17 protein-coding genes are annotated in these 20,412 nt (G+C 66.4%); 8 read left to right on the top strand and 9 right to left on the bottom strand.

The features are described 5' to 3' along the window. Positions 1 to 2 precede the first annotated feature (2 nt). Together IFU00_11605 and IFU00_11600 are read left to right on the top strand one after the other, a co-directional pair. A complete protein-coding gene (locus tag IFU00_11605) occupies positions 3 to 2,132 on the top strand; it encodes an EAL domain-containing protein (protein ID MBD8542929.1) in 2,130 nt (709 codons plus the stop codon). 70 nt (positions 2,133 to 2,202) lie between these two features. Then, positions 2,203 to 2,934, top strand: coding sequence for a hypothetical protein (locus tag IFU00_11600; protein ID MBD8542928.1), 732 nt, complete (start codon positions 2,203 to 2,205; stop codon positions 2,932 to 2,934). A 129-nt stretch (positions 2,935 to 3,063) separates the two neighbouring features. Here IFU00_11600 and IFU00_11595 read toward each other — a convergent pair whose 3' ends face one another. Continuing rightward, entirely contained in the window at positions 3,064 to 3,618 is a 555-nt protein-coding gene (locus tag IFU00_11595) for a hypothetical protein (protein MBD8542927.1), read from the bottom strand. A gap of 235 nt (positions 3,619 to 3,853) precedes the next feature. Between IFU00_11595 and IFU00_11590 the strand changes: the two genes are divergently transcribed. Then, entirely contained in the window at positions 3,854 to 5,476 is a 1,623-nt protein-coding gene (locus IFU00_11590; protein MBD8542926.1) for a DUF4214 domain-containing protein, read from the top strand. A gap of 485 nt (positions 5,477 to 5,961) precedes the next feature. Here IFU00_11590 and IFU00_11585 read toward each other — a convergent pair whose 3' ends face one another. From IFU00_11585 to IFU00_11565, 5 genes are all read right to left on the bottom strand, one after another. After that, on the bottom strand, positions 5,962 to 6,438 hold the full coding sequence (locus IFU00_11585; GenBank protein MBD8542925.1) for an SH3 domain-containing protein: 477 nt from the start codon (positions 6,436 to 6,438) through the stop codon (positions 5,962 to 5,964). Positions 6,439 to 6,445: 7 nt separating this feature from the next. After that, positions 6,446 to 8,011 (bottom strand): hypothetical protein, encoded by a 1,566-nt coding sequence (locus IFU00_11580; protein ID MBD8542924.1) that lies wholly within the window; start codon positions 8,009 to 8,011, stop codon positions 6,446 to 6,448. Next, entirely contained in the window at positions 7,972 to 10,332 is a 2,361-nt protein-coding gene (locus IFU00_11575) for an FtsW/RodA/SpoVE family cell cycle protein (GenBank protein ID MBD8542923.1), read from the bottom strand. The genes IFU00_11580 and IFU00_11575 overlap by 40 nt, the downstream gene beginning before the upstream one ends. After that, entirely contained in the window at positions 10,329 to 11,297 is a 969-nt protein-coding gene (locus IFU00_11570) for a serine/threonine protein kinase (protein MBD8542922.1), read from the bottom strand. Before IFU00_11570 ends, IFU00_11575 begins: the two co-directional genes overlap by 4 nt. Before the next feature lie 475 nt (positions 11,298 to 11,772). Further along, positions 11,773 to 12,264, bottom strand: a complete 492-nt coding sequence (locus IFU00_11565) for a hypothetical protein (GenBank protein MBD8542921.1) — start codon at positions 12,262 to 12,264, stop codon at positions 11,773 to 11,775. Positions 12,265 to 12,461: 197 nt separating this feature from the next. On the opposite strand from IFU00_11565, the gene IFU00_11560 reads away from it, so the two are divergent. Both IFU00_11560 and IFU00_11555 read left to right on the top strand, forming a co-directional pair. Further along, a complete protein-coding gene (locus IFU00_11560) occupies positions 12,462 to 13,598 on the top strand; it encodes a metallophosphoesterase (protein ID MBD8542920.1) in 1,137 nt (378 codons plus the stop codon). Between the two features lie 100 nt (positions 13,599 to 13,698). Continuing rightward, positions 13,699 to 15,144, top strand: a complete 1,446-nt coding sequence (locus IFU00_11555) for a M20/M25/M40 family metallo-hydrolase (protein ID MBD8542919.1) — start codon at positions 13,699 to 13,701, stop codon at positions 15,142 to 15,144. A gap of 42 nt (positions 15,145 to 15,186) precedes the next feature. On the opposite strand, the gene IFU00_11550 is transcribed toward IFU00_11555, so the two are convergent. Both IFU00_11550 and IFU00_11545 read right to left on the bottom strand, forming a co-directional pair. Next, complete coding sequence (locus tag IFU00_11550) at positions 15,187 to 15,558, bottom strand: DUF1566 domain-containing protein (GenBank protein ID MBD8542918.1); 372 nt, start codon at positions 15,556 to 15,558, stop codon at positions 15,187 to 15,189. Positions 15,559 to 15,693: 135 nt separating this feature from the next. After that, positions 15,694 to 16,371, bottom strand: coding sequence for an SOS response-associated peptidase (locus tag IFU00_11545; protein MBD8542917.1), 678 nt, complete (start codon positions 16,369 to 16,371; stop codon positions 15,694 to 15,696). Positions 16,372 to 16,500: 129 nt separating this feature from the next. Here IFU00_11545 and IFU00_11540 point away from each other — a divergent pair, with 129 nt between their 5' ends. The 3 genes from IFU00_11540 to IFU00_11530 are packed head-to-tail and all read left to right on the top strand — an operon-like array spanning position 16,501 to position 18,139. Further along, positions 16,501 to 16,908: a hypothetical protein gene (locus IFU00_11540; GenBank protein ID MBD8542916.1), complete on the top strand. Its 408-nt coding sequence runs from the start codon at positions 16,501 to 16,503 to the stop codon at positions 16,906 to 16,908. 15 nt (positions 16,909 to 16,923) lie between these two features. Further along, entirely contained in the window at positions 16,924 to 17,133 is a 210-nt protein-coding gene (locus IFU00_11535; protein MBD8542915.1) for a hypothetical protein, read from the top strand. A 4-nt stretch (positions 17,134 to 17,137) separates the two neighbouring features. Then, positions 17,138 to 18,139, top strand: a complete 1,002-nt coding sequence (locus IFU00_11530; GenBank protein MBD8542914.1) for a GGDEF domain-containing protein — start codon at positions 17,138 to 17,140, stop codon at positions 18,137 to 18,139. On the opposite strand, the gene IFU00_11525 is transcribed toward IFU00_11530, so the two are convergent. Further along, on the bottom strand, positions 18,096 to 20,297 hold the full coding sequence (locus IFU00_11525) for a xanthine dehydrogenase family protein molybdopterin-binding subunit (GenBank protein MBD8542913.1): 2,202 nt from the start codon (positions 20,295 to 20,297) through the stop codon (positions 18,096 to 18,098). The two genes, IFU00_11530 and IFU00_11525, sit on opposite strands and share 44 nt — an antisense overlap. Between the last annotated feature and the right edge of the window lie 115 nt (positions 20,298 to 20,412).

Here is a 20,412-nt window from a genome sequence, read left to right as displayed (position 1 = left end):
TGATGACCACCTCCGCCCCGACTGTCCTGATCGTCGACGATGAAGCCAAGAGCCGCGACCGGCTGGCCTGCCTGCTGGCGCCCGGAGGCTATGACACGACCAGCGCCGCCAGCGGTGAAGAAGCATTGTCCTCGGTCGCCTGCGAAGCGCCGGACCTGATCCTGATTGCGCAGACGATGCCGGGCATCGACGGCTGCCAGGTGGCCAGCATCCTCAAGGCCGATCCGGCGACCGAGAATATCCCGATCATCATGGTTACCGGCGTGGAAGACATCGGCACGCGCCAGGCGGGACTGGAGGCGGGGGCCGAGGAATTCCTGAGCAAACCTGTCGATCCCACGGAGCTCGGATTGCGGGTGCGCAATCTGCTGCGCCTGAAGGACATGGGCGACCTGGAAGACCAGGTGCTTGTGCTCGAGCAGAAAATCGCTGCCCGCACGGCCGACCTGCTGCGCTTTCGCACGGCGATGAATGCGACGCCGGACGCCCTCATGCTGGTCAGCCGCGACACGATGCACTTCGTCGAGGTCAACGACACCACCTGCGCCATGCTGGGCTACACGCGCGCCGAGATGCTGACCCTGGGGCCGGTGGCGCTGGGCGCGGCGACGCACGATGAACTCGAGGCGATGTTCGAGCCGACGCCGGGTGGCCGGATCAAGCCCCGACTGAGCGAGGTCACGCTGCACTGCAAGAATGGCGGGTTGGTGGATGTGGAGATCCACCGCCAGGCCCTGTTGTCCGGGAATGACTGGATCATCGTCAGCGTGGTGCGCGACATCACGGAGCGTAGAGTCGCGCAGCAAATTTTGCAGTACCAGGCCAGCCACGACGTGCTCACCGGGCTGCCTAACCGGGCCTGGTTCTACGAGGCGCTCCACAGCACTGTGCGGGCGACGCACAGTGCCAGTCCCCGTGTTGCGGTGGTCTTTCTCGATCTCGATCGCTTCAAGAATGTCAACGACACGCTCGGTCACGCCATGGGCGACGAATTGCTGGTGCAGTTCAGCGCCCGTCTGGCCACCTGCGTCGGCGAACGCGATACCGTCGCACGCCTGGGCGGGGATGAATTCGGCCTGATCCTGATGCTCGACCAAGACCCGGCGCACGCGGCCACCGTGGCCGGCCGGATCGCCGAGGTGCTGTATCCGCCGTTTAACCTGCGCGGCTTCGAGGTGATTGTCACGGCCAGCGTCGGCATCACGGTGCATCCGCAAGATGGCGCCGATCCCGAGGTGCTGATCAAGTACGCCGACACGGCCATGTACGAGGCCAAGCAGGCCGGGCGCGACACCTACCGCTTCTTCACGGCCCAGATGAACGCCGATGCGTTGCAGCGCCAGGACCTCGAGCACGCGCTGCGCAAGGCGGTCGAGAACGAGGAGTTCGAACTGTATTACCAGCCCAAGTTGCAGCTCGGTGCGGACACCATTGTCGGTGTGGAAGCGCTGCTGCGCTGGGACCGGCCCGGTCATGGGCTGGTGTCGCCGGGCCTGTTCGTGCCGGTGCTGGAAGAGACGGGACTGATCGTGCGCGTCGGCCGCTGGGTGATCGACACGGCCTGCCGCCAGATCAAGGCCTGGACGCTTCAGAAGACGGGGCCAATGCAGGTGTCAGTCAATATCGCGGGGCGCCAGTTCGCCGAGGGCGACCTCGAAGGCGACGTGATGCGCGCCCTGGCGGAGCATGACGTGCCAGCCGCAATGCTGGAACTGGAACTGACCGAGACGTCGCTGATGATCAACACCGAGCGCACGATGCAATGCCTGAGCAACCTGCGCGCACGCGGCATCCAGGTCTCGGTCGATGATTTCGGCACCGGTTATTCGAGCCTGGCCTATCTGCGCCGTTTCCCGATTGACAAGCTCAAGATCGATATTGCGTTCATTCGCGACGTGACCACCAATGCCGAAGACGCCGCCATCGTCAACGCGATCATCACGATGGCCCACAGTCTGAACGTGCAGGTCGTCGCCGAAGGCGTCGAGACGCCGGCGCAGAAGACCTTCCTGCTGGCGCACGGGTGCGACCAGATCCAGGGCTACCTGGTCAGCCGCCCGCTGCCGGCGAACCTGGTCACGTCGCTGATGGCGCTGCACGCTGCCAGGGTTCCGGCGTCTGCCGCCGCGTGACGGGAGACGGCCGGGCGCGGTGGTAATTGTTGAATAAGTGACGCCATCGGACTGGCTATACTGAGCGGATATGAACCGCGCCTCTTCGCGTTACCGTTTCACCGACCCCCGCAGCGCGGGCCTGGCGGCCACGCTGCTCGTGCACGGGCTGTTGATCCTGGGGTGGCAGATGGCGCGCACGTTGCCGGCCCCGGTTGCGGGTGACGATGCGGCGATGCTGTGGCTGCGGGTGCCAGCGCCAGCACCGCGCATCGTTGTCGGGCAGCCGGTCCAGCGTGAGGCTGCGCCGACGCCGACGCGTAGTACGCGTCCGCGGCCGGTGCCTGTGGCACAGGCAGAGACGCCGGCACAAATTCCTGTACCGACAACGGTGACCACGTCAGCGCCCGATGCGCCGCCAGCGCCGGTTGAACCGGCCATCCCCAGCACCGCCGCCATCATGGACAGCGCACGCCGCAGTATCGGCGACATCGATCGGGCACTGCGCAAGGAACGCCAGCCAACGATCGTGCTGCCGCCGGACAGCCCGCAACTGCGCCTGCGCCGCGGCATCGAGCATGCGCGCGAGATGGCGCCGCCGCGCCTGTGGGAGGCGCCGCGCGTCGTTGAACTGGTCAACAACACGGGCGATGGCGCGCGGCGCACCCGCGTGATTACCGCAAACGGCACTTACTGCCTGACGGACCGCGCGCCGACCACCGACGTCGAGATGTTCGAAAAGCACGGCAAGCAGCGCTACACGACCTGTCCGAAGGATGAAGAACCGGCCCGGCGGCAGGAATGGCGCACTGCGCGTGATTGAGCCGTGTACCGGCAACGCTGACGATGGCGTTGCTGCTCGCGCGCGGCGCACTGACGGACACGGTTGACCTGATAACAGGTTGTGGAAGCGGCGTCTACGCCGAAGCGAACGCGCGGCGCCTGGTTGAGCTCATTGCTGTTTTGGGCGACATACATCCTTGTAGGCTTCGGCATAGGGCTTGTCGAAGCAATGTTCGAGTCCTTCGACGACATCGATATTGATGGGCCAACGAATTCTTTTCTTTGTTCCATCGTCGAAGTCCGCCTCCATGTAGCCGTCAATCACAGGCGGCACACCCACGCCTGTGGGCGGTGGGACTGCAGCAAGCGTTGCCCGAGCCCGCTGCAGCGCAGAGCGGTCCCTGCGCAGAAAGGCAATGGTTGCATCGACGTATGGATTCCAACCGGCCTTGTCGTCTTTTGCAGGCTTGTAGGCGTTTTTCATCAAGGCGATCGCTTCGGCATACTGCCCGGCATCGGCCCGCACCTGGGCTTCATGCCAGAACAATAGCCCGGCGTGTTTGTGATGCGCGTTCCGGTAATCGCGCACCAGGTCGGCGGCAATCAGGAGGCAGCCAGGTGTCGCCGCCAACGCTCGCCATCCTCCCGCCATATCCTGATCAAATTCGTTCTCGTCCAGGGAAAGCAGGCGGGCACGGTCATGTCCACAGTTGTCCGATGAAATTTCTTCGGCATCGACGACGTTGCAGAAGGTCGTGAGGGCACAAAGACATAGTGCAGTGAAGGTTCGATTCAGCATGGGCAGGTTCATTGTCCGAAACATCGCATTATTTTCAGGAATTTACCATTGGAAGGAGGCGATGACGAGGAATACCCTCTGCGCATGAGTTTGGTGTTTACCTTGGAGAACATGATAAAAAAGGCAATAATCAGCGCTTCGACACCGTACGGTCCACGTGATGACATTGCTTTCAAAGATGGCCGCCAATGCGCGCTACAGTGCTGCCCTTTCCACTATCCAGAGTGCCGGCCTGACGCTGACCGGCTCTGCAGGTGATGATCAATTGACGGGATCAGCGCTGGATGACACCATCTTCGGCGAAGCCGGCAACGATACCCTCGACGGCGGCGCCGGCAACGATACGCTCGACGGCGGTGCCGGCAACGATACCCTCATCGGCGGCGAAGGCGGCGGCGCCGACATCCTGCGGGGCGGCGATGGCGACGACTGGCTTCTTGTCAGCATGAACTGGCGTCGCCCTGATGCAGCGTCCCGGGTGAGCGAAACCGTGCTCGACGGCGGAGCCGGCAACGACAGCCTGCATGCCAGTCCTGAGGTCAAGAGCGTACTGGGCGGTAGTGGGGACGATCGCGTCGTCGTGTACTACAGCGGCCAGCTCACCGGCATCGCGCCGTTGTCAATCGATACCGGCGATGGCAACGACACGATCAGGATCGACGACGCTCTGGTCGAGCGCCCCGTGACGATCCGTGGCGGGGCTGGCAGCGATACGGTGTTCGTCGCGTCGAGCTTCGCACCACCTGTGGTGACGGTGCTCGATTTCGAGGCCGGGGCCGGCGGCGACGTGCTCGACCTGTCTGACCTCTTCCATCGGATTGCAGGCAACCCGTTCGGCGCCGTCGGTGGGCTGCGCCTGGTGCAGGACGGCAGCCGGGTGCTGGTGCGGACCGATGACGATGGCGCGGCTGGCCCCGGCGTATTCATCACACGCATCATTCTCGAGAATGTGCTGGCTACACAGCTGGGCGACGCCAATTTCGCGGGCGGCTGGCACCCGGACGGGTCCACACGCGGCATCACGCTCGAAGGCGACGGTATGTCGACCCGCCTGTTTGGTGGCCGTCTGGACGACGTTCTGCACGGCAGCGCCATTGACGAGCACATCTACGGCGACGATGGCGATGACCGGATCGACGGTGGCGCAGGCAACGACTTCATGTATGGCGGCGATGGCAGCGACATCCTGCGGGGGAGCGCCGGCAACGACCGCCTCGATGGCGGGCTTGGCCTGGACACCGCGTTATACACAGGGCCGCGCGCGGCCTATGAGGTAGTCAGAAAAAGCAGCGGTGCAGACTGGCAGGTCAGGGAGCTTGACGGCAAGCGTGGCGAGGGTGTCGACAACACTGCCGCCCTGGAACGCCTGCTGTTCGCCGATGGTGCAATGGCGCTCGACTTGTCGGGCACGGCTGGCCAGGCGTACCGCATCTACCGGGCCGCCTTCGACCGCGTACCGGACGAGGTGGGCCTGGGCTTCTGGATCGCAGCCCTCGACGCTGGCAGCGCGCTCGACACGGTGGCGCACGGTTTTGTCGCATCCGCCGAGTTTCGCGACGTGTATGGCACTGCGCCGACCAACGTCGACATCATCGGCCGGTTGTACCGCAATATCCTGGACCGAGAACCGGAGCAGGCCGGCTTTGACTTCTGGGTCGCGGTGCTCGATTCCGGACGCGGCGACCTGGCTGGCGTGCTGGCGTCGTTCAGCGAGAGTGCCGAGAACGTCAATGCTGTCACGCCGCTGATCGCCCAGGGCATCGACTACCAGCCCTGGGGATGAACACGGCTGCGCAGCCAACCAGGCGTAATCAACGGCTTTTTCTTCGTGAATCCTGGGGAAAATGGTTGAATTCTCACTGCCCCAAAGGGCACGATGACTGGATCGCGTCAGGTGGCTTTGTCCAACCTGACCGCCGTGAACCAGATCAGCGCACCCGCGCACAGCCCCAGGATTGCAGGCGGTAACCAGTTCCAGCTAAGCCAGGCCAGGACAACGATTAGTGGAACGACGAGAGCGAGCGCTTTTCCGCTGGCGCTGATGGTGATTTTTTGCCCGCAGTTCGGGCACGCGCCATGTTTGACACGCTTTTGACCGTCGGATTCCGTAAAGATGCCGAGTCTGGATTGGCAGTTTGGACATCGAAGTTGCATGGTCTGGGCGCGGAAATAAGAGAAAAGAGGAAATTCAATGATAAGCGAGGTTTGACGTGATCGTCTGAACAGCTGCTCATGGCCGACGCAAACCGTTCAAGTCAGCATAGCAAATTAACGTTCGTCCGCGCGCCGCAGCCACAGGCTGCTGGCCCATCCTTCGACATCCTGGCCATCGAGCGTAGCGCGCACCTGCCACCAGTCGCCATCGCGGCGCCCGGTCGCAATCACGCGCGCACCGCCCGGCACCACCAGCAGGCGCTCGGCGCCGATGCCGCCTGCAACGCGCAGATTGAGCGCATCGCGCACGCGGTAGGGCGCGCCGGCCACGGGCACGTCGGTTGCCGGCAGTGGCGCCTCGGCCAGTTCGGCGGGCTGCGGCAGCGTGCCCGGTGCGCCGAACAATGCCAGCAGCAGTGCGCCGCCGGCCGCCGTACCGGCGGCCAGCACGCCCAGCGCGCGGGCGTTGGGCCGGCGCCACCAACTGCGCGGCGTGAGCCACGCGCAGGCGCACAGCGTCAGCACGAGGGCCGCGCCGAACGCGCCAATGTACGTGGCAAAATGCGCCGCGACGTGGGTCGACGATGGCATGCTGGCCTCAGGCGTCGAAGCGCAGCACGTAGTGGCCGGCCACCAGGTGATGGCCCGATGGGATCAGGTAAGGCGCTTCCTGCGTGGCCGCGTCGATCTGCGCCACCAGGGCCAGTCCGGCGTCGAGGTGATACAACGCCTGGCTGGGCGACAGGCGCACGACGCGCAGGCCATCGCCCGATGCTTCCCAGCTGAAGGCGCTGCGCGACAGGCCGAGCCGGTCAGCGCTGGCGGTGGCGCCGTCGGCCTGGCGCACGAACTGCGGCGCATCGAGCACGCGCAGTGCTGCCAGTGACGGCATGCCGCGTCCGAACGTCAGGCGTGAGCCGCCTGCCGCCGGTTGCGACGGGCCTTGCGGCAGCACCAGAAGGGCGCTGTAGCGCTCCGCCATCGACTGCGGCGCGGCGAGCAGGCCGATGCTGGCTCCATCCATCGGCGAGAACTGCGACGGCACGGCAATCCGCTGGCGACCGGCCGGGGTGATTGCATGCAGTTCGTCCGCATCGTCGATGGCGAAGCGGATCACGTTGTCCTTGCCTGGCGCAGCCGGTACGAGTTGCGCATCGAGACCCACTTCGAGCGCCTGCGCACCCGTGTCGCGGTAGCGGCTCAGGCGCGGCAGGGCCAGCGCGGCCAGCGTGATGCGATGGCGCGCGACGGGCGCGTAGGTGGTGTCCGTTTCCGGCGTCGGTGCGGGCGCCGGTGTGGCCACGGGCGCTGGCGCTGCCAGCGGCATCGCGGTCAGGTCGGCCGGTGGCGTGCTGCTGCGTGATTTCCAGACGGCGGGACTGCGCTGGGGCGCGGTGGCTGGGGCTGCAGGCGCAGCAGCCGCGGACACCGGTGGCTTCAGGCCTGCGCCAGCGCGACTGATTTTGAGTAGCAGGCGCTGGGCGCTCGCGCCCTTGCCGCGCAGGACGTAGTAGCCATTGGTGGCATCGAAGACGCAGTCGAAACTGTCTTTCGGGCGCACCTGCAGCTCGAGGGGCGCTTCCGGTCCGTCGTTCACGAGGAGCAAGCCGCCGTCCGGACCGAACGGCCAGCCCGGCACGGCGAACGTGGCATTGGCTGGGTCCATGCCCACCAGGGTCAGGCGCTGGTTCGGGTAGATCGCACACACGGGCTGCCAGATCGCGCTGTCACGCGAAGCGGTCACCGTGTATTGCACCTGTTCGCCCGGTGCCGGCAGGTAGACGGCGTGGCCGAACTTGACCTGTACTTCGCCGGGCGCGATGCGCTCGTCGCCCGAAATGAAATAGCGCACCTCATCGCCGCCGAGCAGGTCGCCGAAATCCTTCTGGTGCAGCGCGGCCAGCGACTGCGCCAGGTCGCGCACGCGCGCGCCGCGGGTGAGGTGCCGGTCGTCGTCGACGTCGTCCTGCGGCAGCATCAGCGTCACGTGCGAGAAGCAGCGCGTTGCGGCGCGGCCGCGCAGTTCGCGCGGCGAGCGTTCGAGCAGGTCGCGCAGCAGCGCGCGGCGCGAGAACAGCGACAGGCCGGGCGCCTGCCACAGCGCGTCGGCATTGAACACGTCTTCTACCTTGCCCAGGACTTCGTGTTGGACATAGACCGGCATGATTGAATCTCCTCGTTGAATGGGGTGCTTGCCATGCCAAACGCTAGCAGGGGGCAGATGAAAAACAGCAGATGCGAGCCGCCGGCCGACAGGAAACTCATCGGCTGGCCCATGATCGGGAACATCGCCAGGTTGGTGCCCCACGACAGCAGCAGGTGGCCGGCGACGAACGCGGCGCCACCGCACAGCGCGAAGCACTGGAAGCGCCCCAGCCAGGCGCGCCGGAAATCGTTGGCTGCCAAGGCGCGAGCCCAGGCGCCGGCGGCAACGCGCACCAGCGCCACCAGGAACAACGCCTGCAACGTCCACAGCGCCAGGCCGGCGGCCAGGCCGTGGCGCTGCAGCAGGAAGGCCGGCGCGAAGTCATCCTGGATCGCAGGGATCGCCAGCGCGTCGCCGGCCGCACCGCCCAGCGCAGCAAGTCCGAGCGCGCTGTCGGCGCCCAGCCAGCCGCCCTGGGCGATGGCGCGGGCGCCGAGCAGCATCTGCTGGCCCGTGTGCGGATGGACGGTGGGTGCGCTCCAGACCTGAAACCGCTCGGGATAAAAGCCCAGCGCGCCAAGGAAGGCGCCGCTGCTGCGCAGCGCGGCGCCGCCGGCTACCAGCAGGCAGACGGCGACAGTGACCGTGACAAGGGCGGCGCGCCGGCCACGGCTCGCGCACCAGACCAGCGCCATCGCGCCGCTCCAGACCAGCAGCAGCACCAGTGGCGAATAATCGTCGACCCGCACCAGCGCAACCCCCAGCAGGAACACGAACAGCAGCACGGGCGCGGCCATGCGCAGCCAGAAGCGCCAGTTGCGCTGCTGGTGCGTCGCGCCGCCCGCGACCAGTGCCAGGCAGTGGGCGCTGAGCGCGGCCAGCGCGAACTTCGCGAACTCGAACGGCTGGATGTCGAACACGCCCGTCTCGCTGCCGAAGCAGACCTGCAGCAGCACGCCGACCAGCGCGATCCCGGCGAGAACCAGCAGCACGCGTTCGGTGACGGGGCGCGACAGGTTGTTGCGGCCGACGGAGGACAAGAGCAGCAGTGTGCCCGGCAAGCCGAGGCCCAGCAACGCAGTGGAGTTCTGGAAGTGCCGCAGCCAGGCGGTGTCGCTCGCGCCCAGGCCCATCTCGAGCTGCACCAGCAGACCGGCGCCCAGCAGCAGGACGGCGGCAGCGGTCAACAAGCTGATGCGTGCTTGAAAACGCAGGGCCAGCCATAGCGTGGCCCAGGCCAGCAGCAGCGAGACGCCCACGCCGGGTGCGCCGCTGCTGCGTTGTGCCACCAGCAGCAGTGTGGCGCTGGCGGCGATCAGCGCCGCAGCCACCGGCATGGCGACACGTGCGCGATCCGCGCGCTGGCGCAGCAGGGGCAGTACGCTGGCCGCACCCAGCAGCAGCACGCCAAGCGCGGCGGCCCAGGCCAGCGGCGTGGGGGCAGGCAGCGCGAACAGCGTGCGTTCCTGCCACTGCCAGCGCACGGCGTCGGGCAACTGGACCTGCGGCGCGTCTGACAGCGCGACCTGCCCCGATGGTGTCAAGTGCAGCATGTCGCCATTTTGCGCCAGCGTGAAAACAGTGCGGCCGACGGCGAAGGCATCCGTGGTTGCCAGCGGCTGGTCGCGCTGGGCAGCGTCTTCCCACCCGTTCGCAGTCGAGATGAGCACCGGCTGGTCGCCCCGTACCGAGAGCGCGATACGGCCATCCGGCAGGCGCCCCAGCGACGCAGTCCCCGCCTCGAACGTGCTGCTGGCCAGCCGGTTGCCGCAATACAGCAGGCCGCCCAGGCTGACGGGCCGCGCCAGGCCCAGGGAGTGCGGCGTGACGCGGTTCCACAACGCGAGCGCACGGCTGGCGAGAGGGGCATCGGGACAGGCCGGTTGCAGTGCGCCGTCCTGCAGCAGCGTGGCGCCGTCGTAGCGCCAGGATCGCTCGCCGTTCGACAGCGTCACGCTGCCGGCATCGTGCGCCAGCACGGTAAAGCGCGCAGCGCCAGCCTGGATCTGCTGGCCACGTTCCAGCGGGACGTCGCTGGTGCGCACGCGCGCGTCGCCACGGCGCAGCACGATGGGCTGGACCGGTTCCAGATTGCGCAGCCACCAGGCGCCGGCGATATCGCGGCGCAAGGTCAGCTGGCGCGCGGCGGCGCGCGGCGCGCCCAGTTCCGCACGGCCGAGCACAATCGATGCGCCCGGCTGAAGGGTCACCGCAATCTCGCGCGGCAGCCAGGCGACAGGTGCGCGCAAGATGGCCAGCAGCTGCACGGCGCACAACAGCGCGAGCAGAATTGAAGCCGTCACGGCGCCAAAAAACATGCGCGGGTGACTGGATTTCATGCTGCGCTCCTGGCTGGCGGGGCGCCAAGCAGGCTGGTCGCTTGCCCAAGCAGGCGGCTGATCTCCAGTGCGTGCTGCGGCCGCTCGGCAGGGCTGTCGGCCAGCAGGCGGCGCAGCAGCGCCAGGCCCGGCACGGCGGCCTGGCCCAGGCGGTTGGCAAACAGCGTCGCTTCATCGAGTTGCAGCACGGGCGGGCGCGCCTGGTACGCGGCCAGCAGGGTGGCAGCACCATCGCGGCCATGCGTTTGCCAGGCCTGGCCGCAGGTGCTGCTGTAACGCAGCAGGCGGCCGCAGACGAGGTAATAGAAAAGGGCGCCCAGGGCGAAATAGTCGGTGCGCGCTTCGGTGGCGTAGCCATCTGCGTCGGCGTCCGGGAAGAACTGCTCCGGCGCCTGCCAGTTGGCGGTGCCGGCATAGGTATGGGCGCGCAGGTCGTCCAGGCGCCGGTTGGTGCCAAAGTCGGCCAGCTTGAGCGTGTCGGTGGCACGGTCGAGCAACAGGTTGCCCGGTTTCAGGTCGAGGTAGCGCCAGCCGTTGGCGTGGACCTTGGCCAGCGCCTGATTGACCTGGCCGGTCCAGGCCAGGGCGCGGGCCGGGGCGATCGTGTGACCGGCAGCGATGTGCTCCGCCAAGTAAGCGGCCAGGTCGCCATCAAGCAATTCCAGGGCCAGTGCCGGCAGGCCCAGATGCTCACCGCTGTCGAGCAGGCGCACGATGTGGCGGCCGTCCCACGGCGCGAGGCTGCGCAGGAATGCGATCTCGGTGTTGGCGCTGTCCAGCCAGCGGATGCGCAGTGCGGCCGGTGCTCGCGCCATCTGGTCGAGGTTGACGAGCTTGAGGGCGACGGCCCCGATGGCATGCAGGCTGTCGGCGCGCCAGACAACGCCATAGGCCGCGCCAGCCAGCGGTTCGCGCAAGCGATATTGGCCGCCGCTGAGCGAAATGACGGTGCCTGCGTCGTACATGGTATCCCCCGAGCATGGCGCGAGGCGCCGATGCAGAATCACAGCGGAGGGAAGGAGAAAAGACTGCAAAAGCGGGGGCACAAACAAAAGCGGGGGGCAGGTCTGACATTCGGACACGACCTCGACAGTCGCGTAGCCGGACATCGGGCCTGGCTGGAAAAATGGCCACGCTAATGCTGGGCAAGACACCATTGGAAGTGGCTAAGGCTGAGGTCGTGTCTGAATGTCAGACCTGACCCCGGCTGTGGGAAAAAGCGGGGGCCAGGAAAAAGCGGGGGTCAGGTCTGACATTCGGACACGATCTCGACAGTCGCGTAGTCGGACATCGGGCCTGGCTGGAAAAAAGGCCACGCTAATGCTGGACAAGACACCGTTGGAAGTGGATAAGGCTGAGGTCGTGTCTGAATGTCAGACCTGACCCCGGCTGTGCCGTCTGTGGGCAAAGAAAAAGCCGCGCGGTGCGCGGCTTTCGGGGTTAGCGGCCGTAGCCGCGACGGTCATCGCGGTCCCAGCGGTCGTGGCGATCGTAACGGTCGCGGCGGTCATGACGGTCCCAGCCGCGGCCGCCGTCACGGTATTCGACGTAGACCGGACGTGGCTGTACGTACACAGGACGCGATTCCACGTACACCGGGCGTGGCTGGACATACACAGGGCGCTGCTGGACGTAGACCGGACGCTGCTGGACGTAGGTCGGTTGCGACTGGTAATACCCGCCGCGATTATCGTAATAGTTACCGCGATCGCCGTAGTGGCGACGGTCATCGCGCGAGTGGACCGAGTTGCCCACTGCCGCGCCGATCACACCGCCGGCCACCGCGCCGCCGGTACCGCCGACTGTGTGGCCAACAACTGCACCGAGCACGGCGCCGATGGCCGTATTGGTACCACGATCGCCGGCCATTGCCGCCGGCGATACGGCGACGGCGGCCAGCAGCACAGCACCAAAGGTCTTCGATTTGAACATGGCTTTTTCCTTTTTGCCCCAGCGGAGATCGGAATGATGTTCTCGCTCACCGGGTAAGAATCACTATATTCTTGGTTTTGAATAGTGCCATCTGCTAATACAGATTTTTACAAGTGATGCTCGGTCTGTAACATCCTCGCTTGCATCTCGGCCCATGTGCCCCATGTAGCTTCTATTGCTTTTCATCTATTTCCCTCATGCGTCCAAGCCGAAGCTTTTTCGTCGTTCTCTTTTTGATGGTCATGCTGCTGGTGTATATCGGCGTGCGCCTGTTGCCCGACCTGGCCTTTGGCATGGTCGGCAACCTTGTTTCAGGACTACTGCTATGCCTGCTGGGGATCCTGGTGCCGGTCGGGCTGATGTCGGCGTCGATGCGCCGGCGCCGCTGGTCCGATGCTGTGGCATGGGTCGGCTTGCTGTCGATGGGTCTGTTCTCGTCGCTGCTGGTGGCGACGGTGCTGCGCGACCTGGTGCTGCTGGCGCTGATCGTCATTGGCGCAGCAACGGCCCCGGTGCTGTACATCAGCGCGCTGGCGGTGCCGCTGGTCGCGCTGGTGGTGACGCTGATCGGCTACGCCAACGCGCGCCGCGTCGCGCGCATCGTGAAAGTCGATGTGCCGATCCGTGACTTGCCGGAAGCGCTGCACGGCTACACGATTGCGCAGATTTCTGACGTGCATGTGGGCCCGACCATCAAACGCGCCTACCTGAACGCCATCGTCGATAAAGTCAACGCGCTGGAAGCCGATGCAATTGCCGTTACGGGCGACCTGGTCGACGGCAGCGTGCAGCGGCTGGCGCCGCACACCGAACCCCTGAGCCGCCTGCGCGCGGGCGACGGCGTGTATTTCGTGACCGGCAACCACGAGTACTATTCGGGCGCGCTCGAGTGGATTGCCGAAGTGCGGCGCCTGGGGTTGAATGTGCTGATGAACCAGCACGTGATCGTGCACAAGGGCGACGCGCGCCTGATGATTGCAGGCGTGGCCGACTATCACGCCCACCATTTCCACCCCGAGCACAAGAGCGATCCGCAACGCGCCGCGGCCGGTGCGCCGGCCGGCGTCGGTGCGCGCGTGCTGCTCGCGCACCAGCCGCGCAGCGCGACGGCGGCGGCCGCGGCAGGGTTCGATCTGCAACTGTCGGGTCATACGCACGGCGGTCAGTTCTTCCCGTGGAACCTGTTCGTGCCGCTACAGCAACCGTTCGTGGCTGGCTTGAACCGGGTGCGCGAGATGTGGGTGTACACGAGCCGTGGCACGGGCTACTGGGGCCCGCCGAAGCGCTTCGGGGCGCCGTCAGAAATCACGTTGGTGCGCCTGGTGACGGCCTGACAGTCGAACTTCGCCCCGGCCTCTCCATCAGGAAAGTCGGGGCAAAACCTTGCCAGATGCGCTATTGTTTGAATCCTTTCAATACCGCAAGGATTCACGCATGAACTTCCCCGGTCGCCATCTTCGCCGTCTTCCCATCCTGGGCGCCATCGCTGGCGCGCTGATCGTTCCCGCGGCCCTGGCCGCCAGTCCCGGCAACGATCCTGCTGCGCTGGTCATGATCCGCGACGCGGCGATGACGAGCGACTACGCCTGGCAACGCACGGAAGACATGACCGACCTGATCGGCCCGCGCCTGTCGGGTTCGCCTGGCGCGGCGGCGGCGGTAACCCAGGTTGCCGACGCCATGCGCAAGCTGGGCGCGAAGGTGACGCTGCAGCCGGTGAAGGTGCCGCACTGGGTGCGCGGGATCGAGACGGGCGAACTGGTCGATTACACGGGCCGCCCGGCAGGCATCACGCAGCGCATCGTGCTGACCGCGCTGGGCGGCTCGGGCGCCACGCCGGTCGAAGGCCTCGTCGCGCCGGTGCTCGTGCTCAATAGTTTCGAGGAACTCAAGGCGCGCTCCGCCGAGGTCAAGGGCAAGATCGTGCTGTTCGATGTCGCCTTCGACCAGCACATGGCCGACCGCGGCCTGGCCGGCCCGGCCTATGGTGCGGGCTCGAACTACCGCCGCAACGGTCCGCGCCTGGCGGCCGAGCTGGGTGCTGTCGGCGCACTGGTGCGTTCGGTCGGTGGCGCAGCTTACCGTTTGCCGCACACGGGTTCGTCCGGCCTGTCGGACGACGCGCGCATCCCGGCAGCGGCCGTGACGGCGGAAGACGCCATGCTGATGGCGCGCCTGGCCAAGCGCGGCCCGGTCAAGCTCAAACTCGTGCTGACGCCGAAGAACCTGCCCGACGCCGACAGCTTCAATGTGATCGCCGATCTGCCGGGCACGGAAAAGCCGGAAGAAATCGTCATCGTCTCGGGGCACCTCGATTCGTGGGACTTGTCGCCCGGTGCGCACGATGACGCCGCCGCCGTGGCCAGCGCGATGGCCGTGTTCGACGTCCTGAAAAAACTCGATTACCGGCCGCGCCGCACGATCCGCTTCATCGCGTGGATGAACGAAGAAAACGGCATGCGCGGCGCGAGCACCTACCTTGCCGCCGAACAGGCGAACACCGCCAGGCACTTCGGCGCGATCGAAAGTGACAATGGCGTTGGCCGCCCGTTCGGCCTGCGCGCCAGCGTCACGCCGCAGTCGGTCAAGCTGTTCGCGCCCCTGCAAGCGGCCCTGCAGCCGATCGGCGCCGGCGTGTTCCAGCGCCAGGACGTGCTGGCGACGGGCGACCTGGCCGGCCTGGAACGCGCAGGCGTGCCAAGCTTCGCGCCGATCGTCGACACGGCGAACTATTTCGACATCCACCACACGCCGGCCGATACGCTGGACAAGGTCGATCCCGACAGCCTGCGCCGCAACGTCGCGCTGATGGCGGCCACGGCCTGGTATCTGGCCAATATGGAGCAGCCAATCGGCCGCTCCAGCGTGCCGGCGCCGTGACGCGGGTCAGGTTGCAGGTCAGTCCTCGGTTCAGCCCGCGGTTCAGGCCGCCGTACTGATCCGCCGCACCGCGCGCGCATGCCCGCGGTACGGCCGGCCGTAGATGGTCTGGATGCCACTGGCGAAATTCTGCCCCCAGACCAGCTGGGCGCGCGTGGCGTGCGGCTCGCTGGACCAGTACCAGTCGCGCTGGAATGATTCACGCAGATTCGCAAACAGCAGCGCCAGCTCGCGCCGCGTGGGCAGGGCGCCGCCCTGGCTGGCGGCCCAGTCGGCGGCCGTGGGCCAGCTGACGTCGGCGCTGTCGCCTGGCAGCAAGACCAGGTGGTAGTCGGGGTCGTCTTTGCCCAGGATGAGACCAGCGTATTCTTCACCCTCTTGCAGCAGGCCCCGGATTTGCATGTATTCGCCCATGGATTCACCTCACGTGTGGTAGCAATCCGGTAAGACTGGCGAACACGACGTTTGGTTGCATCCCGGGTTCGATCCAGATCAGACAACTGACGGGTTCCAGGATATTCATACCGCCGGACTGTGCGGCGGGATGGCTCAGGCGTCGCTGTCGATGGGTTGCGCCACCTCAGGTCCACCGGCGCCGGCGCGATTGACCTGCGTGCTGACTTCGTGCCAGGCAAACGCGTCCGGGGGCAGGGCGGCCGAGCGGGCCAGCGCCAATGCCTCTTCGCTCGACAGCGCCGGATCGAGCCAGCGCTCGGCGTCCTGCGCGTCCAGCACCACCGGCCGCCGGTCGTGGATATCGAGCATGCCGCCGGAGGCATCGTCGGTCACGATGACAAAGCCGGCTTCGGCGCGGTTTTCGGTGAAACTGCCAAAGTTCGCCAGCGCCAGCATGAACAGCGGCGCGCCATCCTTGCGGTGGATATGCCACGGCTGCTTGCTGCCTTTTTCGCCCGTCCACTCGTACCAGCCCGAAGCAGGCACGAGCGCGCGCCCTGATTTGAGCAGGCCGCGCCAGTAGCGGTTGTCCAGCTTGTCCATACGCGCGTTGATGGTCACCGGGACCTTGCCCTTGGCCCAGCGCGCCTGGTAGCTCCAGTACACGTCGTCCACGCGCCGTTCACCGTCCTGCAGATGCAGCACAGGGCGATAGGTGCCCGGTGGCACGTTATAGGCCGGTTCGGATTCGCTGTCATACACGGCGTCGAGCCAGCCGATGACGCTGGCGTAGTAACGGGCCGTTTGGCTTTGGTCAAGTCGTCCACACATGGAAATCATGGTAGCGCAACGCGGCCGGGCGCGTCGCACTGCGTTTGCCGACGCGCGACGCGTGTGGCATTTGGCCGCAGCACGCCGCAATGGTATGCTCAGGAATACAACGATTGATGAGGAGCAGGTATGGCAGCAGGTTGGTGGACAGTATTGAGAACGGTTCCCTGGAGCGACGTCATCAGCGCAGCGCCGCAGGTGGCAAATGGCGCGCGGCGGCTGTGGGACACGGTCAACCGCAACCGGCAGGGCATGCCCGACGAGCCAATGGGCGTGGCGCCCGGGATGGCAGGGCAAGAAGAAGACGTGTTCGATATCCTGATCCGCAGCGTCGAGCGCAATGATGCCGAAATCACCGATCTGCGTAACCAGATGCGTTCGGCGTCCGAGATTATCGCCAATCTGGCCGACCAGAATGCGCAGCTCATCGCCAAGATGGATGCCCAGCGCCAGAAGATGACGTGGATGGGCGCGACCGCAGCGCTGTCTGGCCTGCTGTCGGTCGTGGCGCTCGTGCTCGTGGCCGTGCGTACCTAGTCGACAAAGGCTGTCATGAAAGTCGTCCTGATTTGCGCAACGCTGTTCATCTTCTTCTCGATGCTGATGAACAGCGCGCGCAAGCGCGGCAAGCTCGGCGATAACGCCAACCGCGCCGTGACCGGCCTGGCCACGTCGATGCGCATCTTCGTCTACGGCCTGCTGTGCTGCGTCGTGATTCTCTGCTGCGCCATGGCCTGGCACATGCTCGGCCAGCAAGCCTGACGGGGTGACGACGCCAACGCCGGGTTTGGCAATCGGACTCGTATCGCGCGTGCTCGATCTCGTCGATTGCGGCGTGATCGTGCTCGACGCGCAGGCCTGTATCGTCCACTGGAATGGCTGGCTGGTGCAGCGCTGCGGGCGCGGCGCGGCACGCGTCGTGGGCCATCCCCTGATCGAGGTGTTTCCCGTTCTGCGCGGCTCGTGCGTCGAAGCCGCCGTGCAGGCGGCGCTGACCGACGGTACGGTCACCACCCATGTGCCCGACGCCGGCAACCGCAACCCTTTTCCTCTACGGCCGGCCGGCAGCTTCGACGGCGATCTGATCGACCAGGCGGTGGCAGTCACGCCGTTCGACGACGTGGGCCAACGGTTTTGCCTTATTGAAATCCGCGACATCAGCGATACCGCCGAACGCGAGCGCCGTCTGCTGGAGCACGCCGAGGCCATGCGGGCGCGCTCGTTCATCGACGGCCTGACCGGCATCGCCAACCGCCGCCAGTTCGACGCCACGCTGGCGCGCGAGCTGCGGCGCGCCCGGCGTGGCGACACCCCACTCGCGCTGCTGATGTTCGATATCGATACGTTCAAGGCCTATAACGACCATTTCGGTCACCAGGACGGCGACACGTGCCTGATCCGCGTGGCACAGGAGATTGCAGGCATCCTGAAGCGGCCCGCCGATCTGGCCGCGCGCTATGGTGGCGAAGAATTCGCGGCGATCCTGCCCGACACCACGCTTGAACAGGCGCGGGCGATGGCCGAGCGCATTCGCGCCCACATCGCTGCGTTGAACCTGCCGCACGCCCCGGCCGCGGTCTACCGCCACGTGACGGTCAGCGTGGGTGTGGCCGCGTTCGGGCCCGGCCGCCAGACTGACGAAGCCACGCTGATCGACGCTGCGGACGCGGCGCTGTATGCCGCCAAGGATGGCGGCCGCAACTGCGTCGTGGCCGATGGCGACACTAGACCGGCAGCGGCATCTTCTCCAGCAGCTTGTCCAGCGTGACAGGATACTCGCGCACCCGCACGCCAGTGGCGTTGTAGACCGCATTGGCAATCGCTGCCGCCACGCCGCACAGCCCCAGTTCACCCACACCCTTGGCCTTCATCGGCGACGAATACTCGTCTTCTTCATCGAGGAAGATCACGTCCTGATGCGGGATGTCGGCATGCACGGGCACCTCGTAGGTCGCCATGTCGTGGTTGGCAAAGAAGCCCAGGCGCTTGTCGACCACCAGGTGCTCCATCAGCGCGCCGCCCACACCCATCGTCATCGAGCCAATGACCTGGCTGCGTGCCGACTTCGGATTCAAGATGCGGCCTGCCGCGCAGACGGCCAGCATGCGCCGCACGCGCGTCTCGCCCGTGACTGAATCGACCGCGACTTCGACGAAATGCGCGCCGAAGGTGGAGAGCTGGTTCTTTTTTGCCAGCTCGCCGAATTCGATGACATCTTCGGCCACCAGTTCGCCCCCCTCGGCCGCCTTGGCCAGCGGCTGGCTGGCGCCGCCAGCGCGCACGGTGCCGTCGGCAAACACCGGGTCCGTCATGGTCAACCTGGCGGCAATCTGTTCGCGCAGCTTGACGCAGGCCGCGTACACGCCGGCCGTTGCACTGTTGGCGCCGAACTGGCCGCCCGAGCCGGCGGACACGGGAAAGTCCGAGTCGCCCAGCTTCACCTTCACGCGCTCGAGCGGCAAGCCCAGCATTTCGGCGGCCGTCTGCGCGATGATCGTGTAGCTGCCGGTACCGATGTCGGTCATGTCCGTTTCGACGGTCAGGATGCCATCCGTGCCAAGGCGCACGCGGGCGGCCGACTTGACCACGGGGCTGTTGCGAAAGGCCGCCGCGACGCCGTGGCCGATCAGCCACTGGCCCTCACGGACCTGGGCCGGTTTGGCATTGCGCGCCTTCCAGCCGAAGCGTTCGGCCCCGGTGCGCAGGCAGTCGACCAGACGCCGCTCGGAAAACGGACGGTTCGGCTTTTCCGGGTCGACCTTCGTGTCGTTCAGGATGCGCAGCTGCACCGGGTCCATCCCGAGCTTCTCGGCCAGTTCATCCATCGCGATTTCCAGGGCCATCAGGCCCGGCGCCTCGCCTGGCGCGCGCATCGAATTGCTCTCTGGCAGATCCAGCACGGCCAGGCGGGTCGTCGTCATCCGGTGCGCACCCGCGTACAGCAGGCGCGTTTGCTGCGTGGCGACCTCGGGCCGGCCACCCGGGAGGTTGCCGTTCCATGTTTCATGGCCGATGGCCTGGATGCGGCCATCGCGGCCCACGCCGATACGCAGCCGCTGGATCGTCTTCGGCCGGTGCGTCGTGTTGTTGAAGATCTGGTGGCGCTGCAAGGCCACCTTCACGGGGCGGCCGGCGGCGCGGGCACCCAGCGCGGCCAGCACCGCGTCGGTGCGCAGGAACAGCTTGCCGCCGAAGCCGCCGCCAATGTAAGGCGAGACGACGCGCACCTTGTCCTTGTTGATGTTGAGTGTCTTGGCCAGATCGGTGCGGCACCAGTCGACCATCTGGGTCGACGTCCACACCGTGAGCTTGTCGCCGTCCCAGCGCGCGGTGGTCGCATGCGGTTCCATCATCGCGTGCGCCTGGTCGGGCGTCGTGTAGGTGGCGTCGAGCTTGACGGGGGCACTGTCGAACATGCGTTCGAAGTCGCCAACGCGGGTGTCGGGCGGATAGTCACGCTCGGGCTTGGGCGGCACGCCCGTGTCCTTGACGCTGGCCAGATCGAAGCTGCCCTTGGCCTCGCGGTAGCTGATCCTGACCAGATGGGCGGCGGCGCGCGCCTGCTCGAACGTCTCGGCCACCACGAGGGCGACGGCCTGATGGTAGTGCATGACCTCGGGCCCGCCCAGGAGCAGGGCGGTGTTCTTCTGTCCCTTGCCCAGTGTGCCGGCGTTGGCTGCGGTAACCACCGCCAGCACACCGGGCGCGCGGCGGGCGGCTGCATCGTCAATACTCGCGATCGTGCCCTTGGCGATTGTGGCGCCGACCATCACGCCGTGGGCGGCGCCCGGTACGGCGGCGTGGTGTTCATAGGCATACGGTGCCTGGCCGGTGCACTTGAGCGGGCCATCGACACGGTCGTACGGCTTGCCGACGTGGCGCAGCGTGTCGATGGGATTGGTAGTAGCGGGGGTATTGAATTTCATGGGCTCGGCCTTTGTTCGCCTCCGCATGGCGCGGGGGAGGGGTTCGGTGCACCGGAAAAAAGAGGGGAGCGCCTCGTGGCCGCCAGGGACGGGGCCACGAGGGCAAGGTGGCGAA

Origin of the sequence: Oxalobacteraceae sp. CFBP 8761 (assembly GCA_014841595.1) — a bacterium.
In the GTDB taxonomy this organism is placed as follows: domain Bacteria; phylum Pseudomonadota; class Gammaproteobacteria; order Burkholderiales; family Burkholderiaceae_D; genus Telluria.
The sequence above is the reverse complement of the archived record's forward strand: the minus strand, read 5'-3'. Positions and strand labels throughout refer to the sequence as shown.

Coding starts and splice junctions, on each gene's coding strand:
- IFU00_11605 (MBD8542929.1), top strand. CDS start 3: ATGACCACCTCCGCCCCGACTGTCCTGATCGTCGACGATGAAGCCAAG.
- IFU00_11600 (MBD8542928.1), top strand. CDS start 2,203: ATGAACCGCGCCTCTTCGCGTTACCGTTTCACCGACCCCCGCAGCGCG.
- IFU00_11590 (MBD8542926.1), top strand. CDS start 3,854: ATGACATTGCTTTCAAAGATGGCCGCCAATGCGCGCTACAGTGCTGCC.
- IFU00_11585 (MBD8542925.1), bottom strand. CDS start 6,438: ATGCCATCGTCGACCCACGTCGCGGCGCATTTTGCCACGTACATTGGC.
- IFU00_11580 (MBD8542924.1), bottom strand. CDS start 8,011: ATGCCGGTCTATGTCCAACACGAAGTCCTGGGCAAGGTAGAAGACGTG.
- IFU00_11575 (MBD8542923.1), bottom strand. CDS start 10,332: ATGAAATCCAGTCACCCGCGCATGTTTTTTGGCGCCGTGACGGCTTCA.
- IFU00_11570 (MBD8542922.1), bottom strand. CDS start 11,297: ATGTACGACGCAGGCACCGTCATTTCGCTCAGCGGCGGCCAATATCGC.
- IFU00_11565 (MBD8542921.1), bottom strand. CDS start 12,264: ATGTTCAAATCGAAGACCTTTGGTGCTGTGCTGCTGGCCGCCGTCGCC.
- IFU00_11560 (MBD8542920.1), top strand. CDS start 12,462: ATGCGTCCAAGCCGAAGCTTTTTCGTCGTTCTCTTTTTGATGGTCATG.
- IFU00_11555 (MBD8542919.1), top strand. CDS start 13,699: ATGAACTTCCCCGGTCGCCATCTTCGCCGTCTTCCCATCCTGGGCGCC.
- IFU00_11550 (MBD8542918.1), bottom strand. CDS start 15,558: ATGGGCGAATACATGCAAATCCGGGGCCTGCTGCAAGAGGGTGAAGAA.
- IFU00_11545 (MBD8542917.1), bottom strand. CDS start 16,371: ATGTGTGGACGACTTGACCAAAGCCAAACGGCCCGTTACTACGCCAGC.
- IFU00_11540 (MBD8542916.1), top strand. CDS start 16,501: ATGGCAGCAGGTTGGTGGACAGTATTGAGAACGGTTCCCTGGAGCGAC.
- IFU00_11535 (MBD8542915.1), top strand. CDS start 16,924: ATGAAAGTCGTCCTGATTTGCGCAACGCTGTTCATCTTCTTCTCGATG.
- IFU00_11525 (MBD8542913.1), bottom strand. CDS start 20,297: ATGAAATTCAATACCCCCGCTACTACCAATCCCATCGACACGCTGCGC.